Source organism: Actinoplanes sp. NPDC051346, assembly GCF_040682215.1.
Taxonomy (GTDB): domain Bacteria; phylum Actinomycetota; class Actinomycetes; order Mycobacteriales; family Micromonosporaceae; genus Actinoplanes.
Genome location: NZ_JBFBAJ010000020.1, coordinates 69352 through 84674 on the forward strand (window position 1 = coordinate 69352; position 15323 = coordinate 84674).

Here is a 15323-nt window from a genome sequence, read left to right on the forward strand (position 1 = left end):
CGGAGGACTGGTTCGTCCAGCGAATGTTTCTGAGCGATAATCGTCAGATATGTTGGATGTTCACCGGCTCCGGTTGCTGCGCGAGCTCGACCGACTCGGCACCCTCGCCGCGGTCGCCCAGGCGCTGAACTACAGCCCGTCCGCCATCTCTCAGCAGCTCAGCCTGCTGGAGAGCGAAACCGGCGCGACGCTGCTCGAGCGCGTCGGGCGCGGCGTGCGCCTGACCGGGCAGGCGCGCATCCTGGTCCGGCACACCGAGGCGATCCTGGAACGGATGGAGCTCGCCGAGGCGGAGCTGGCGAGCAGCATGATCGAGGTCACAGGCACGCTGCGGGTGGCTTCCTTCCAGTCGGTGCTGCTGTCACTGGTGCCGGCCACGCTGTCGCGTCTCGCCGCCGAGCATCCCGGCCTGCGGGTCGAGTTCACCCAGGCGGAGGCCGGATCCGCCTTCGCCGGCCTGCTCGCCCGGGACTTCGACGTGGTGCTCGGCGAGGACTATCCGGGCCTTCCCGAGCCGCGGCTGCCCGGCGTGGACGAGGAGGTGCTGCTGCACGACGAGATGCGCGTCGCGGTGCCGACGAGCGGGCCCTGGCACCGTGCCCGGCTTGCCGACCTGGCGGACGCGCCCTTCGTGTTCGATCCCGACACGGTCACCCCGGGCCGGTGGGCGCGGCAGGTCTGTCGCAGCGCGGGCTTCGAGCCCGACGTCCGGTTCTCCAGCGGAGACCTTCTGCTCCAGCTCCGCCTGGTCGAGACCGGGCACGCCGTCGCGTTCGTACCCGATCTGCTCTGGACTGACCGGGCACCCGGTGACCTGGAGCTGCATCACCTGCCCGGGCGGCCACGGCGCCGGCTTTTCACCGGGGTGCGCAGCGGTTCGTCGGGCCAGCCGGCGATCCGCGCCTTCCGCGACGCCCTCCAGGAAGCCCGCGGGTGACCCGCGCCGGTGGGAGACGGGGACGCAACGGGCGAACGAAAGGCGCGGCGACCGGGATACTGGAACCCGATACAGGGAGGTTGTGTGTCTGCTCAGCCCGCGCCGGTCGCCGGAACCGGTTATCCGTGGCCCATCGAAACCGCACGCCTGGACAACGGCCTGCGCGTCGTCGTCAGCGAGGACCACACCGCGCCGGTGGTCTGCGTCAATCTCTGGTACGACGTCGGCTCCCGCCACGAGCCCGCGGGCCAGACGGGCTTCGCGCATCTCTTCGAGCATCTGATGTTCGAGGGGTCGGTGCATGTCGGCAAGACCGAGCACATGCGTCACGTGCAGGGCGCGGGCGGCTCGCTCAACGCCACCACCAATCCTGACCGGACGAACTACTTCGAGACGCTGCCGGCCGAGCACCTCGAGCTCGCCCTCTGGCTGGAGGCGGACCGGATGGGCGGCCTGGTGCCGGCGCTGACCCAGGAAACCCTCGACAACCAGCGCGAGGTGGTCAAGAACGAGCGACGCCAACGGTACGACAACGTGCCGTACGGCGACGCGTGGCTGCGCCTGTTGCCGTTGTTGTACCCGCCGGGGCACCCGTACCACCACGCGACGATCGGCTCCATGGAGGACCTGAACGCCGCGAGCCTGGAGACGTTCCAGGCCTTCCACGCGCGGTACTACGCGCCGAACAACGCGGTGCTCACCGTCGTCGGCGACGTCGTGCCGGCCGACGTCATCGCCCTCGCGGACAAGTACTTCGGCATGATCGAGGCCGTGGCGGGCATCCCGCCGGCGCCGTCGGCTCATCTTCCGGGCCCGGCCACCTCGCCGGCGCGCGAGACGGTCACCGGCACCGTTCCGGCTCCGCGGGTGTATCTGTCACACCGGACCCATCCCTTCGGCACGGCGGGATACGACGCGATCACCGTTCTGGCCACGGTGCTGGGCAGCGGCCGGGGCAGCCGGCTGTACCAGCGGCTCGCCGACGGTGCCCGGATCGCCCAGCCCGATTACGTCGGTGCGTACGGTGTGGATCTGGCGCACGCGCCGGCACCACTGATCGTCACCGCGACGGCGAAGGACGGCGTGGACGCGCAGGCGCTGAAGGCGGGCGTGGCTGACGTGCTGGACAGCATGGCCACCGAGCCGGTCACCGACGCCGAGCTGGAGCGGGCCAAGGCGCTGTTGACCACCTCGTGGTGGCGGCAGATGTCCACGGTAGGCGGCCGGGCGGACGTCCTCGGCCGGTACGCGACCCAGTTCGGTGACGCGGCGACGGCCGGCTACCGGCTGCCGCAGTGGCAGGCGGTGACCGCCGGCGACATCGCCGACGCCGCCCGCACGCTCGACCCGCAGTCCCGGGTCACCCTGACCTATCTTCCGGAAGGGACCGCAGCATGAGCCTCATCGCGACCCGGCCCGAGCCCGGCAGCGCCCGCCCCTACTCTTTCCCGGCGATCCACCGCGCGTCGGTCGCCGGCGGCGAGGTCGTCGCCGCGCACCTGCCGGGCCACCTGCTGGCGACCGCCGCCCTGCTGCTCGACGCCGGCGCGGCCCGGGAGGATCACGGCCGCGAGGGTACGGCCGCGGTGCTCGCCAAGTGCCTCGAGGAGGGTACGCACCACCGCGACTCGGCCGCGTACGCGCTGGCGCTGGAGGGTCTCGGCGCGGAGCTCAGCGTCTCCGTCGACTGGGATTCGTTCCGCGTCGGCGTGTCCGTACCCGTGGATCTGTTGCCGAGGACCGTGGCCCTCATGGCGGAGGCGACGCGCACTCCCCGGCTGGATCCGGACGACGTCGCCCGCGTCCGCGACGATGAGGCCACCTCGCTGCGGATGGAGTGGGCGCAGCCCGGTCCGCGGGCGGACGCGGCACTGCGGGCCGACCTCTTCGGCGCCGGCGAGCGGTACGGCCGCCCCCTGTACGGCGATCCCACCTCGATGGCGGCGGTCACCGTCGAGGACGTGCGGGCGTTCCACGGCAGCTGGCTGACCCGCCCCGGCGTCCTGCTGGTCGCGGGCGACCTGGACAAGCTGGATCTGCATGAGCTGGGCGCTGCGGCCTTCGCCGGCACGTCGGGCTCGCCCCTGTCCCCCGAGCCCGCGTTGGACGTGCCGATCGCCGCGACCCGGCGCGTGCTGCTGGTCGGCCGCCCCGGCTCGGTGCAGTCGACGCTGCGGCTGGGCCACCGGGCCCCGGAGCGGGCGCACCCCGACTACGTGCCGATCAGCCTGGCGGCGACGGTGCTCGGCGGGGCGTTCACGTCGCGGCTCAACCACCTGATCCGCGAGGTGAAGGGTTACACGTACGGCATCCGCGCGGACTTCGCGATGACCCGCCGGTTCGGCCGGTTCGGGGTCAGCTCGTCGGTGCAGACCGCCGTCACCGCGCCGGCGCTGGCGGACACCGTCGGCGAGATCACCCGCACGCGCGCCGACGGTGTCACCGAGGAGGAGTTGGCCGTCGCGCGGACGTGGCGGGCCGGTTCGCTGTCGGTCGACATGCAGACGCCGGGCGCGATCGCGAATGCCCTGGCCACGCTGGTGGTGCACGGCCTGCCCGACGACTACTACGCGACGCTGCGTCAGCGCCTGCTGGACGCGACGGTCGCCGAGGTGTCGGCCGCCGCCGCGGAGCATCTCCATCCGGAGGGCCTGACCCTGGTCGTGGAGGGCGACAGTGCGCTCATCCGCGACGAGCTGGCCGCGACCGGGATCGGCGAGATCCTGGACGTCGAGATCTGACCTGGGAGAAAGGGCCGGCGGCGGCCCTTTCTCTTGCCAGCGCGTGCCGGAGGGGGTTTCAATGGCCACCTGCTCCTCGGTAGAGAGCGCTCTCAGAAGTGGGGACCCGGTCATGCCCACGAACCTCACCGCCTCGTCCGCGCAATTCTCCCGCCGCCGCGCCCGCCGCCTGCCGACCCCTGCGGAAGCCCCCGGCCAGCGGGGGCCCGTGCCCGCCTCGGCCGACTCCTGCCCGCTGCGGCATCTCGCCGACCCGGCCCTGGCCGAGCCGATCGGGCGGGCCTACCACTACCTGGACCTGGTGCAGGACGCGTACGTCAAGGGCGGCGAGCCGCGGCTGCTGCAGAGCTACAACAACGAGAGCGAGCTGATGACCACCGCGTTCGTCTACGACAACGCGCTGGCCATCCTCGCCTACCTCGCCAGTCCGACCGTGGCCAACGTGCGCCGGGCCCGGCTTGTCGGCGACGCCCTGCTGTGGGCCCAGGCCAACGACGAGACCTACGCCGACGGGCGGGTACGCCAGGCGTACGCGGCGGGCCCGATGCTGTTCTACGGCAGAGGTCCGTCGTTTCCCGGCCTGAGGCGCGACGACGGCAAGGCGGCGTTCCTGTGGCCGTTCGGCTTCGGCGGCTCGTCGACGGGCGACATGGCCTGGGTAGCGCTGGCGCTGGCGCAGCTGTACGTGGACACGCGCATCACCAAGTACCTCGACGGCGCCGTCGCGCTCGGGCACTGGATCGGCGCCCGGCGGTCGCCGTACCGCTACGGCGGCTATCACGGCGGCCTGCGCCCGGACGGTGAGACGCCGCAGCGGTGGACGTCGACCGAGCACAACATCGACGCGTACGCGCTCTTCGCCCTGCTGGCCAAGCTGACCCGGGACCGGCGCTGGAAGGGCCTGGCGGCGGTCGCCGCCGCCTTCGTCCACGAGATGTGGAATCCGGCCGGCGGGCACTTCTGGACCGGCACCCGCGAGGAGGATCCGGACGTCATCAATGCCGCCAACGTGCCCGAGGACGTGCAGAGCTGGGCCCTGCTCGGCCTCGGCGACCACCGCTACGACCGGGCCGTCGACTGGGCCACCGGCAACCTGGCCACCACCGACGGCGCGGTCGCCGGCGTGACGTACAGCAGCCAGGCGAAGGTCGCCACCGGCACGGTCTCCGGCAGCGCGCTGCCCACCCACCGCGACGCGGTGTGGCTGGAAGGCAACGGTCACGTCGCCCTGGCCCTGCTCAGGCGGGGCGCGCCCGGAGACGCCGCGCGCGCCGGCCGGCTGCTGAGGGCCATGATGACGGCTCAGGAGACGCTGGGCGCGGGGCAGACGGTCGGCCTGACCCGTGACCCGTGCGGCGGTCGGCTCTCCAACCCCGGCGAGGGCGGCACCTGGACCGGCACTCCCCTGCCCGCCGCCGCCGGCGTCGTGGCCGCCACCAGCGCCTTCGACACCGGTTTCGCCTTCGGTTATTTCAGCCGGCAGCACGTGGGAACCACGGCATGGCTCCTGATGGCCGGGCAGAACTTCAACCCGTTCCAGTGACCACGGAATGTGACGTACCACCTGATCATTCGGTCTAGGTAGCCGCCGCCGGATACCGTCGCGGCCATGACCATGACGACCTCGGCGCCCGCCATCGCGAAGCCGTCCAAGCGTCGGGCCGCATGGCTGGTGCTCCTGTGGCTGCTGGTGCTGCCCGGCGCCGTCTGGGCCGTGCTACGGGTGGGCGGCTGGGAGCGGGGGCTGCTGGTGCAGCTCTTCGCCTTCACGCCGTACGTCGCGGCGTGGTCGGTCGTACCGGTGGTCGCGGCGCTCGCCACCCGGCGGTGGCTGGCCGCGGCGGTCGCGGCGTTGACCTTCGTGCTGCTTGCCGCGATGGTGCTCCCGCGGGCCTTCGCCGACGGCGATCGCGGCCCGCAGACCGGGGTGAAGATGCGCGTCATGACCTCGAACATGCTCTTCGGCGGCGCGGACGCGGCGCAGATCGTCCGGTTCGTCCGGGACAACGACGTGGCGGTGCTCGCGCTGCAGGAGTTCAGCCCGACCGCGCAGACCCGGCTCGCCGAGGCCGGCCTGGGGCAGCTCCTGCCCTATTCGTCGCTGGGCGCCGAATTCGGCGCGGGAGGCTCCGGGCTCTACTCCCGCTTCCCGATCACCAGTCCCGACGTGCGCGTCAACGGTGGATTCTTCAACCAGGCGTACGGCACCATCCAGCCGCCCGGCGCCGCCCCGCTCACGGTCGAGTCGGCGCACCCCCTGGCGCCGTTCTCGGTGGACGTCGTCGATCGCTGGCGCGCCGACCTCGAGGCGGAGCCGCGCGCCGAGCCGAAGGGCATGCCGCGCATCCTGCTCGGCGATTTCAACGCGACGCTCGACCACCAGCCGCTGCGTGAGCTGATCGACAGCGGCTACCGGGACGCGGCGGACGCCACGGGCAACGGCCTGATCGGCACCTGGGGCCCGTACGACGGGGACCTCATCCCCCCGGTGACCATCGACCATGTCCTGGTGGACAACCGCCTCGGCGTCACCGACGCGGATGTGCACGACATCGACGGCAGCGACCACCGGGCGATCATCGCCGAGGTGGTTCTCCCGGCGGCCTGACCCCGAGCAGGGCTTCGACGCCCCGGGAGTAGGTCTCGGCCGGCAGCGCCACCGGATCGATGAGGTGTTGCAGCCCGACGCCGATGTCGAGGGTGCTGGTCTTCGTCTCGCTGATGTTCTCGCCGATCAACTTTCCGGCGGAGCGGCTGCCCGGCTGGCTCCAGGCCGTCCATCACCTGCTGCCGTTTCAGTATCTGGCCCAGGCCGTCCGGGAGAGCCTGACGTCGCGGCGGCCGGAATCGCCGCGCTGCCCTATGCCGTGCTCGGCGCCTGGAGCGTCGCCGGCCTGGCCGTCACCCTGCGCGTGATGACCAGGCGGGCGTGACCGCTCAGGCCGGCGCGGTCGCGCGGGCGAGGCCGAAGGTGAGCGCGTCGGTGAGGGCCTGCCAACTCGCCTCCACCACGTTCTCGTGCACACCCACCGTGGTCCAGTCCCGGCGACCGTCGCTGGTCTCGACCAGGACCCGGGTGACGGCGTTCGTGCCGTGCGAGCCCTCGAGGATGCGGACCTTGTAGTCGGCCAGCTCGAAGTTCTCCAGCTCCGGGTAGTGCTTCGACAGCGCCGTGCGCAGCGCCTCGTCGAGGGCGTTGACCGGGCCGTTGCCCTCCGCGGTGGCGATCACGCGCTCGCCGCGTACCCGGACCTTGACGGTGGCCTCCGAGACCACCGCGCCGTCCTCGCGGTGCTCGACCTGCACCCGGTAGGACTCCAGGCTGAACGGCCGCGCGAGGGCGGCACCCGGCAGAGCGTCGCGGACCAGCAGCTCGAAGGACGCGTCCGCGGCCTCGAAGGACCACCCGACCGCCTCCAGATCCTTGACCTGGCGGGTCACTTCCGTGAGGGTGTCCGGGTGGCCGGCCAGGTCCAGCCCGAGCTCACGGCTCTTGAGCTCGATGCTGGCCCGGCCGGCCATCTCCGTTACCAGGATCCGCATGTCGTTGCCCACCACCGACGGGTCGACGTGGTTGTAGAGCAGCGGATCCACCTTGATCGCGCTCGCGTGCAGCCCCGCCTTGTGGGCGAATGCCGCGGCCCCGACGTAGGCCTGGTGGGTGTCGGGGGCGATGTTGGCGATCTCGGCGAGCGCGGTGGAGACCCGCGTCGCCTTCTCGAGGCATCCGTCCGGTAGGACCTTCAGCCCGAGCTTGAGTTGCAGGTTGCTGACGACGGCGAAGAGGTCGGCGTTGCCGGGCCGCTCGCCGTAGCCGTTGGCGGTGCACTGGAAGTGGCGTACGCCCGCCTCGACGGCGGCGATGGTGTTGGCGACCGCGCAGGCCGTGTCGTTCTGGCAGTGGATGCCGAGCCGGTCGGCGGGCACCCCGGTGCGCTCGACCACGGCCTGGACTGCGGCGGTGACCATCGATGGCAGCATGCCCCCGTTGGTGTCACACATGACGATCCGCTCGGCGCCGGCGTCGAATGCCGTGCGAACCACCGAAGCGGTGTAGGCCGGGTCGTGCCGGAAGCCGTCGAAGAAGTGTTCGCAGTCGACGAAGGCGCGGCGGCCGTTCGCGACCAGGTGGGCGACGGTGTCGCGGACCATCGCCAGGTTCTCCTCGCCGGTCGTGCGCAGGGCCCGCTCGACGTGGCGCAGGTCGGACTTGGCGACCACGCAGACCACCGGGGTCTCGGCGTCGAGCAGGGCCCGCACCTGCGGGTCCTCGGCGACGTCCACGCCGGCCTTGCGGGTGGCGCCGAACGCGACCAGCACCGCGTGCCGCAGGTCCAGCTCGGTGCGCGCCCGGCGGAAGAACTCCGTGTCCTTGGGCATCGCCCCGGGCCAGCCGCCCTCGATGAAACCGACCCCGAACTCGTCGAGCAGCCGCGCCACGGCGAGCTTGTCGGCGACCGAGTAGCTGATGCCCTCGCGCTGCCCGCCATCGCGCAGTGTCGTGTCGAACACCTGGTAGGTCATGGGGAGCTTCCTTTCGCACAAGACGGGTCGACCCAACAAAAAGACCCCCCGCGGATGCGGGAGGTCTGCGCGTCGGCGATGCGTCAGCCGGCGCGCTAGGTGCGAATAATCAGCACGGGAAGGTGGGTCACGTACGGAAGCATGCCACCGATTCTCACACCCGCGGGTCCGAAGTCCAGATTCCGGGACGGTTGTCGCCTCAGCGGGTGACGTAAATTGGAGGGGTGACCGTCGATCCGTACCCCCGGACCTTGTCCTTCTCCGCCAGCTACAACTTCCGTGACGTCGGCGGGTATGCCGGTCTCGACGGGAGAACGGTGCGCTGGCGGCGCCTGTTCCGCTCCGACTCCCTGCACCGGCTCAAGGGCGACGACCTGGCGGCGTTCGGCAAACTCGGCGTCCGGACGGTCATCGACCTGCGCCGCCTCTTCGAGATCGAGGAGCACGGCCGGGTGCCGGAGGCGGAGGGTCTCGCTTACCACAACCTGATTCTCGAGCACGTCGACTGGGAGTCGGTGCCGGAGCCGGCGGGCACCGCGCACGACCGCTGGCTCGCCGACCGCTACCTGAACTTCGCGGAGGACGGCCGGGAGGGGCTGGCCTCGGCACTCGGCTTGATCGCCGACCCCGACTCGGCGCCGGTGGTCGTGCACTGCATGGCGGGCAAGGACCGCACGGGTGTGGTCTGCGCGCTGACGCTGGCGCTGCTCGGCGTCCCCGACGCGGTCATCGCGGAGGACTATGCGCTCACCGAGGTGGCGATGGCGTCGCTCACCGAGTACCTGAGGCGGACCAGGCCCGACATGGTCCAGGACAAGTACCACATGTTCGACTGCCCGCAGGACGCCATGCACATGTTCCTCGACGACCTGCGGGACCGGCACGGCTCGGTGGAGAAGTACGTGCGCGAGATCGGCCTGAGCGCCGCACAGGTGGCCGCGATGCGCGACCACCTGTTGGAGCCGTCCTGAGGCGTCAGAGAATCTTGTGGACCCAGCCGAACGGGTCCTCGGCGCGGCCGCGCTGGATGTCCGTGAGCTGCTGGCGCAGCGCCATCGTGACCTCGCCCGGGCCGCCGTCGGCCACGGTGAACTCGCCCTCCGGCGACCGGACGGTGCCGATCGGCGTGATCACGGCGGCGGTCCCGCAGGCGAACACCTCCCGGATGCGGCCGGAGGCGGCGCCCTCGCGCCACTCGTCGATGCTGACCGGCCGCTCGCTCACGGCGCGGCCGGAGTGGGCGGCCAGCTTCAGCACCGAGTCGCGGGTGATGCCGGGCAGGATCGTGCCACCCAGCGGCGGCGTCACCAGGGAGCCGTCGTCCATCACGAAGATGACGTTCATGCCGCCGAGCTCGTCGACGTACTTACGCTCGACGGCGTCGAGGTAGACGACCTGGTCGCAGCCGTGCTCGATCGCCTCGGCCTGCGCGGAGAGTCCCGCCGCGTAGTTTCCGCCGCACTTCGCGGCGCCGGTGCCACCCGGGGCCGCCCGGGTGTAGTCGGGCGTGGCCCACACCGTCACCGGCTTGACGCCGCCGCTGAAGTAGGCGCCCACCGGGGAGGCGATGACGAGGAAGAGGTATTCCATCGCCGGGCGCACACCCAGGAAGACCTCGCTCGCGTACGCGAAGGGGCGCAGGTAGAGGCTGCCCTCGTCGCTGGTCGGAATCCACTTCTGGTCGATAGCGATGATCTGCCGCAGCGACTCGAGGAACATGGCCTGCGGCACCTGCGGCATCGCCATGCGCTGCGCCGACTGGGCGAACCGCGCGGCGTTGGCGTCCGGCCGGAACATCGTGACGCCACCGTCCGACGTCGGGTACGCCTTCAGACCCTCGAAGATCTCCTGCGCGTAGTGCAGCACGGCCGACGCCGGGTCCATCGGGATCGGCGCGCGGGCCTCGACGCGGGGCTCGTACCACCCCTTGCCCTCCGCGTAGCGCACGGTGACCATGTGGTCGGTGAAGATGCGACCGAAACCCGGGTTGGCCAGCAACGTCGCGCGGTCCGCGTCGCTGACGGGCGCCGGGTTCGGACGGATCTCGAAGTCGAGGTTGTCACCACCACCCATGGGGGCTGACCTGCTTTCTTACGCGAGCGACAAGGTATGAGCCGAGGGAGACCCCCCAGTGCTTCAGCGAACATACCTCGAACGCTCGTTAAAGCCGACCACTCAGGCGGTCGCGGCCGCGGCAACTCGCTCTCCGACCTCGGCCGTACGCAGCGGCGCCCCCGGCGTCCGGGCGGCGACCTCGGCCGCGACGGCCTCGGATACCCGCCGTGCCGCCTCCGCGTGGCCGAGGTGCTCCAGCAGCAGCGCGGCGGAGAGGATGGCGGCGGCGGGGTCGGCGATGCCCTGGCCGGCGATGTCGGGCGCGGAGCCGTGCACCGGCTCGAACGTCGACGGGAACGCCCGCTCCGGGTTGACCGAGCCGCTGGCGGCCATCCCGATCCCGCCGGTCACTGCGGCGGCGATGTCGGTGAGGATGTCGCCGAAGAGGTTGTCGGTCACGATGACGTCGTAACGCTGCGGGTTGCTCACCATGAACATGCTCGCGGCGTCGATGTGCTGGTATTCCGTCGTGACGCCGGGGAACTCGTCGGCGACCGCCTGGAAGGTGCGGGCCCAGAGGCCGCCGGCGTGGGTCAGCACGTTCGTCTTGTGCACCAGCGTGAGATGGCGGCGCTCGCGGCGCTGCGCCCGGGCGAACGCGTCCCGGATGACCCGCTCGACGCCGTGCCGGGTGTTTAGGCTCTCCTCGGTGGCGATCTCGGCGGGGGTGTCCCGGTGCAGGACCCCGCCGGCGCCGACGTAGAGGCCCTCGGTGCCCTCGCGGACGACGACCATGTCGATCTCGCCGGCCTTGATGCCGGCGAGCGGGCTGACGGTGCCGGGCCAGAGCCGCGAGGGACGCAGGTTGACGTACTGGTCGAAGTCGAATCGGAGCCTGAGCAGCAGGCCGCGCTCGAGCACGCCCGGCGGCACGCTCGGGTCGCCGATCGCGCCGAGCAGGATGGCGTCATGGCCGGCCAGCTCGTCGCGCACCGACGACGGGAGGACCTCGCCGGTGCGGTGGTATAGCCGGGCGCCGAGGTCGTATTCCTGGTAGGCGACGCCGGGGAGGACGGCCTCGATCACCGTGCGGGCCTGCGCGGTCACCTCGGTCCCGATGCCGTCGCCGGCCACCACCGCGATCCGCGCCACCGCCACGTCCACTCCCTCATCCGTTTGACGAACCGGGGCCGAGCCTAACCGGCCGTCCCGTTCTCCGGTACGCAACTCCCATGATGTGGATGAGGTGTGGCACGACGCGAACAGCCCCCGCCGATCGCGGCAACGATCGCGGGGGCTGTCACGACGAAAACGCTGGCTCGCGCCCGCCGGGGTGCACAACCGCGCGGAACGGCCACCGGCATGTCACCCGAAGACACGCCCGCGACGCCCGCGCGGCAAGGACCAACGCTAGCGATGCGGACTAATGTCGCGCAAGACGCATCCCCCGCGTGTCGCCCCGACAACGGGATCGAACGCCCACCGGTATGGCACCATGCGCCGGTGAGTTTCGACCTCGTGGTGTGGGCCATGGACAACGCGGACATGCCGGACGACGTGCGTGCCGCCAACGAGCGGTGTGCGCGCGGCGAGCACCCGCTACGCCCCGCCGACCCCCGCGTCGTCGCCTTCTATGACGCGCTGACCAGCGATTATCCCGACCGCGGCCCGCGTGCGGCCCTGGACGGCTCGCCGTGGGCGAGCGCGCCGCTGCACGCCGCCGCGGACCATATACAGATGCGCCTGGACGAGAGCTGCCCGGACGAGGTCCTCGAACGGATCGAACGCCTCGCCGGCGAACTCAACCTCGACCTGCTCGACCTGCAGGACGGCACCGTCTACCCCCCGCCGGTGAAGGCGCGCGCCGCCGTGCCCCGCTGAGGCCGGACTCAGTCCTCGTCCCGCAGATCCGCGATGCTGCCCCGGGACGACCCGATGGCGGCGGCCACCGTGGACAGCAGCTCCGCGTCGACCGACGAGTCGACCGTCAGCGCCATCAGCGCCTCGCCGCCGACCTCCCGGCGTGCCACCTGCATCGCCGCGATGTTCACTCCGGCCTCGCCGAGGATCGAGCCGATCGCGCCGACGATGCCCGGGCGGTCCGCGTAGCGGAAGAAGAGCAGCACCCCGCCGGCGTCCAGCTCCAGGTCGAACTCGTCGACCCGGGTCAGCTTGCGGGCCTCGCGGCCGCCGGTCGTGATCAGGGTGCCCGAGACGGTCACGAGACGGCCGTCGGGCAACGCCCCGCGTACGGTGACGAGGTTGTGATGCTCGGGGTCCTCGCCGGACACGACCAGCTCGACGTCGACGCCGCGGTCCGCCGCGAGCTGCGGGGCGTTGACGTAGGTGACCTGCTCCTCGACGACCGACGCGAAGAGCCCCTTGGTCGCGGCGAGTTTGAGCACCGTGACGTCGTGCGACACGATCTCGCCGCGCACCTCGACGGCCACGCTCGCCGCCACGCCACCGGCCACCGCGGTGAAGACCTTGCCGAGCCGCTCGGCCAGACCGAGCAGCGGCCGCACGTCCTCGTCGACGACGCCGCCCGCCTGCACGTTGACGGCGTCCGGCACGAACTCGCCCCGCAACGCCAGTTTGACGCTGCGCGCCACGGACAGGCCCGCCTTGTCCTGCGCCTCGGCCGTCGACGCGCCCAGGTGCGGCGTGACCACGACGTTGTCGAAGGCGAACAGCGGCGAGGACGTGGTCGGCTCAGTCGCGAAGACGTCGAGCCCGGCGCCCGCCACCCGACCCTCGGCCAGGGCATCGGCCAGGGCACGCTCGTCGACCAGTCCACCCCGGGCGGCGTTGACGATGCGGACGCCCGGCTTGACGAGCGCCAGCTCCTTCTCGCCGATCAGACCCACGGTCTCCGGAGTGCGGGGTAGGTGCACCGAGATGAAGTCGCTCTCCCGCAGCAGCTCGTCGAGCGTGACCAGGTGCACGCCGAGCTGGGCGGCCCGTGCCGGCTGGACATACGGGTCGTACGCGATCAGCCGCGTGTCGAAGGCGGCCATGCGCTGCGCGAACAGCACGCCGATGCGACCCAGCCCCACCACCCCGACGGTCTTGCCGTGCACCTCGACGCCGGTATATCTGGCTCGCTGCCACTCGCCCCGCTTGAGCGCCGCCCCGGCGGCGGCGGTGTGGCGCGCGACGGCGAGCAGCAGCGCAACCGCCTGCTCGGCGGCCGAAACGATGTTGGAGGTCGGCGCGTTGACCACCATGACGCCGCGCGCGGTGGCGGCGGGCACATCGACGTTGTCGAGGCCCACCCCGGCGCGGGCGACGACTTTGAGCCGCGGCGCGGCGGCGACGGCCTCGGCGTCGATCCGCGTCGCGCTGCGCACGATGACGGCCTCGGCGTCGGCGAGCCCGGCGAGCAGGGCGGCCCGGTCGGTGCCGTCGACCCGCCGGACGTCGAAGTCGTGGGCGAGCACCTCGAGGGCGGCGGGGGCGAGTTCCTCAGCGATCAATACGACGGGAGTCATGCGTCTCCATCTCGCGGACCTCCCGCGATCGTATGTGGACGCCGGGCGCACCGTCATGTCGATCTATGTGACCGGCCTCACACCCGGACGTACTCCATGATCCAGTTCGTCTCCCAGGTCTCGCCCCCGTCGGCCGAGAACTCCTGCTCCCACCGGGCCGAGGTGGGCGTGATCTCGGACCAGATGAAATGGGCCTTGATCGGCTTTCCGTCATGGGTGTCGTCACCGTAGAAGTCGCCGCGGCCGCCCGCGAAGGTGCCGTGCACCGGCGGGTACAGCAGCCCGGTGCGGCTGCTCGACCAGTAGATCGACCACCGCTGACGTTCGACGTCGAACAGGCGCACGCTCAGGCCGCGGCTGGGAAGCGTCGGAAAGACGATCTCTTCGGTGGTGCCTCCACCGTCGAAGATCGGCCGGCAGGTCGCCGAGCCGGGGAAGGTCTCCCAGTCGTCGGCGCCGGCGAGGAGGGTCTTGAGCCTGCGGTTGGAGACCGTCCAGGACCCGGTGAGGAAGTCGAAGTCGTTCATGACGTCGATCTTGGTGGGATACCCCTGACATCCAGTGTCAGGGGTCTGGCAGACTTCCGCGATGCGAGCGAGCCGCCTGGTGTCCCTGCTGTTGTTACTGCAGAACCGGGGACGGCTGAGCGCCTCGCGGCTCGCCACGGAACTGGGCGTCACCGCCCGGACCATCTACCGTGACGTCGAGGCTCTCGCCGCGGCGGGCGTGCCGATCTACGCCGAGCACGGACCGACCGGCGGCTACGAGCTGATGGACGGCTACCGCACCCGGCTGACCGGGCTGACCGCCGACGAGGCCGAGTCGCTGTTCCTGACCGGGCTGCCCCAACCGGCCGCCGAACTCGGCCTCGGCGCCCAGGTGGCCGCCGCCGAGCTCAAACTGACGGCAGCGCTGCCGACGTCGTACCGGGACGCGTCGACGCGCATCCGGCACCGGTTCCACCTCGACGCGCCCGGCTGGTTTCGGGAACCCGATCCGGTGCCACACCTGCTCGCCGTCGCCGAAGCGCTCTGGCGGGACCAGGCCGTCGAGGTCCGTTACCGCCGCTGGGCGCCCCGGCCCGGCGAGGTGACGCGGCGGCTGCACCCGCTGGGACTCGTTCTCAAGGCGGGCACCTGGTATCTCGTCGCCACCGGCGAGCGTGGCCAACCCCGCGCCTACCGGGTGTCATCCATCCTGGACGTGCGGCCGTTGCCGGAGTCCGTCACGCGGCCGGACGGTTTCGACCTCGCCACCTACTGGCAGCGACACGTCGAGGAATACGAGAGCGCGCGAAACGCCGAGGTCGCCACCGTGCGGCTGACCGCCCGCGGCGTCGCGGCCCTTCCCGACGTACTCGGCCCGAAGGCGGCGCGGATGGCGCTTCGGACTCTGACTCCCGCCGACCCGGACGGCTGGCAGCAGGCCACCATCCCGCTCGAGAGCGTGTCCCACGCCGCCATGACCCTGCTGCGGCTGGGCCCGGACGTACGGGTGCTCTCCCCGGCCACCCTGGTCGCGCACCTGAGGAACACCATCAGGGCGATGGCCGATCTCTACGTCGCATGATGGGAG

Annotated in this window: 13 protein-coding genes and 1 pseudogene; 9 read left to right on the top strand and 5 right to left on the bottom strand. The window is 71.5% G+C overall.

Annotated features, from left to right (window positions below; genetic code table 11):
• Positions 1-49 precede the first annotated feature (49 nt).
• From AB0M36_RS34305 to AB0M36_RS34330, 6 genes and pseudogenes are all read left to right on the top strand, one after another.
• A complete protein-coding gene (locus AB0M36_RS34305) occupies positions 50-937 on the top strand; it encodes a LysR family transcriptional regulator (protein WP_364166341.1) in 888 nt (295 codons plus the stop codon).
• 84 nt (positions 938-1021) lie between these two features.
• Positions 1022-2335: a pitrilysin family protein gene (locus tag AB0M36_RS34310; protein WP_364166343.1), complete on the top strand. Its 1314-nt coding sequence runs from the start codon at positions 1022-1024 to the stop codon at positions 2333-2335.
• Positions 2332-3678, top strand: coding sequence for a pitrilysin family protein (locus AB0M36_RS34315; RefSeq protein WP_364166345.1), 1347 nt, complete (start codon positions 2332-2334; stop codon positions 3676-3678). The genes AB0M36_RS34310 and AB0M36_RS34315 overlap by 4 nt, the downstream gene beginning before the upstream one ends.
• Positions 3679-3790: 112 nt before the next feature.
• On the top strand, positions 3791-5221 hold the full coding sequence (locus tag AB0M36_RS34320) for a hypothetical protein (protein WP_364166347.1): 1431 nt from the start codon (positions 3791-3793) through the stop codon (positions 5219-5221).
• Between the two features lie 72 nt (positions 5222-5293).
• Entirely contained in the window at positions 5294-6286 is a 993-nt protein-coding gene (locus AB0M36_RS34325) for an endonuclease/exonuclease/phosphatase family protein (protein WP_364166409.1), read from the top strand.
• Between the two features lie 77 nt (positions 6287-6363).
• Positions 6364-6611, top strand: a pseudogene (locus tag AB0M36_RS34330) (ABC transporter permease); the annotation flags it as partial.
• A 4-nt stretch (positions 6612-6615) separates the two neighbouring features.
• Here the strand turns inward: AB0M36_RS34330 and cimA are convergent.
• Positions 6616-8202 (bottom strand): citramalate synthase, encoded by a 1587-nt coding sequence (gene cimA, locus AB0M36_RS34335; RefSeq protein WP_364166349.1) that lies wholly within the window; start codon positions 8200-8202, stop codon positions 6616-6618.
• Positions 8203-8426: 224 nt separating this feature from the next.
• On the opposite strand from cimA, the gene AB0M36_RS34340 reads away from it, so the two are divergent.
• Positions 8427-9173 (top strand): tyrosine-protein phosphatase, encoded by a 747-nt coding sequence (locus AB0M36_RS34340; RefSeq protein WP_364166350.1) that lies wholly within the window; start codon positions 8427-8429, stop codon positions 9171-9173.
• Between the two features lie 4 nt (positions 9174-9177).
• On the opposite strand, the gene AB0M36_RS34345 is transcribed toward AB0M36_RS34340, so the two are convergent.
• The gene (locus AB0M36_RS34345; protein ID WP_364166352.1) at positions 9178-10275 is read right to left on the bottom strand and encodes a branched-chain amino acid aminotransferase; all 1098 of its coding nucleotides are present in this window, start codon (positions 10273-10275) and stop codon (positions 9178-9180) included.
• Between the two features lie 102 nt (positions 10276-10377).
• Positions 10378-11409, bottom strand: coding sequence for a 3-isopropylmalate dehydrogenase (locus tag AB0M36_RS34350; protein ID WP_364166411.1), 1032 nt, complete (start codon positions 11407-11409; stop codon positions 10378-10380).
• Positions 11410-11760: 351 nt separating this feature from the next.
• On the opposite strand from AB0M36_RS34350, the gene AB0M36_RS34355 reads away from it, so the two are divergent.
• The gene (locus AB0M36_RS34355; protein ID WP_364166354.1) at positions 11761-12138 is read left to right on the top strand and encodes a hypothetical protein; all 378 of its coding nucleotides are present in this window, start codon (positions 11761-11763) and stop codon (positions 12136-12138) included.
• A gap of 8 nt (positions 12139-12146) precedes the next feature.
• Here AB0M36_RS34355 and serA read toward each other — a convergent pair whose 3' ends face one another.
• Complete coding sequence (gene serA, locus AB0M36_RS34360; protein WP_364166356.1) at positions 12147-13748, bottom strand: phosphoglycerate dehydrogenase; 1602 nt, start codon at positions 13746-13748, stop codon at positions 12147-12149.
• A gap of 77 nt (positions 13749-13825) precedes the next feature.
• Positions 13826-14275 carry a hypothetical protein gene (locus AB0M36_RS34365; RefSeq protein ID WP_364166358.1) on the bottom strand — a complete coding sequence of 150 codons (450 nt, stop codon included), beginning with the start codon at positions 14273-14275 and terminating at the stop codon, positions 13826-13828.
• Between the two features lie 61 nt (positions 14276-14336).
• On the opposite strand from AB0M36_RS34365, the gene AB0M36_RS34370 reads away from it, so the two are divergent.
• The gene (locus tag AB0M36_RS34370) at positions 14337-15317 is read left to right on the top strand and encodes a YafY family protein (RefSeq protein ID WP_364166360.1); all 981 of its coding nucleotides are present in this window, start codon (positions 14337-14339) and stop codon (positions 15315-15317) included.
• Positions 15318-15323 lie beyond the last annotated feature (6 nt).

Bases quoted from the DNA above. Each gene is read 5' to 3' on its own strand.
- AB0M36_RS34305 (WP_364166341.1), top strand. From the start codon at position 50: ATGTTGGATGTTCACCGGCTCCGGTTGCTGCGCGAGCTCGACCGACTC.
- AB0M36_RS34315 (WP_364166345.1), top strand. From the start codon at position 2,332: ATGAGCCTCATCGCGACCCGGCCCGAGCCCGGCAGCGCCCGCCCCTAC.
- AB0M36_RS34320 (WP_364166347.1), top strand. From the start codon at position 3,791: ATGCCCACGAACCTCACCGCCTCGTCCGCGCAATTCTCCCGCCGCCGC.
- AB0M36_RS34325 (WP_364166409.1), top strand. From the start codon at position 5,294: ATGACGACCTCGGCGCCCGCCATCGCGAAGCCGTCCAAGCGTCGGGCC.
- cimA (WP_364166349.1), bottom strand. From the start codon at position 8,202: ATGACCTACCAGGTGTTCGACACGACACTGCGCGATGGCGGGCAGCGC.
- AB0M36_RS34345 (WP_364166352.1), bottom strand. From the start codon at position 10,275: ATGGGTGGTGGTGACAACCTCGACTTCGAGATCCGTCCGAACCCGGCG.
- serA (WP_364166356.1), bottom strand. From the start codon at position 13,748: ATGACTCCCGTCGTATTGATCGCTGAGGAACTCGCCCCCGCCGCCCTC.
- AB0M36_RS34365 (WP_364166358.1), bottom strand. From the start codon at position 14,275: ATGAACGACTTCGACTTCCTCACCGGGTCCTGGACGGTCTCCAACCGC.
- AB0M36_RS34370 (WP_364166360.1), top strand. From the start codon at position 14,337: ATGCGAGCGAGCCGCCTGGTGTCCCTGCTGTTGTTACTGCAGAACCGG.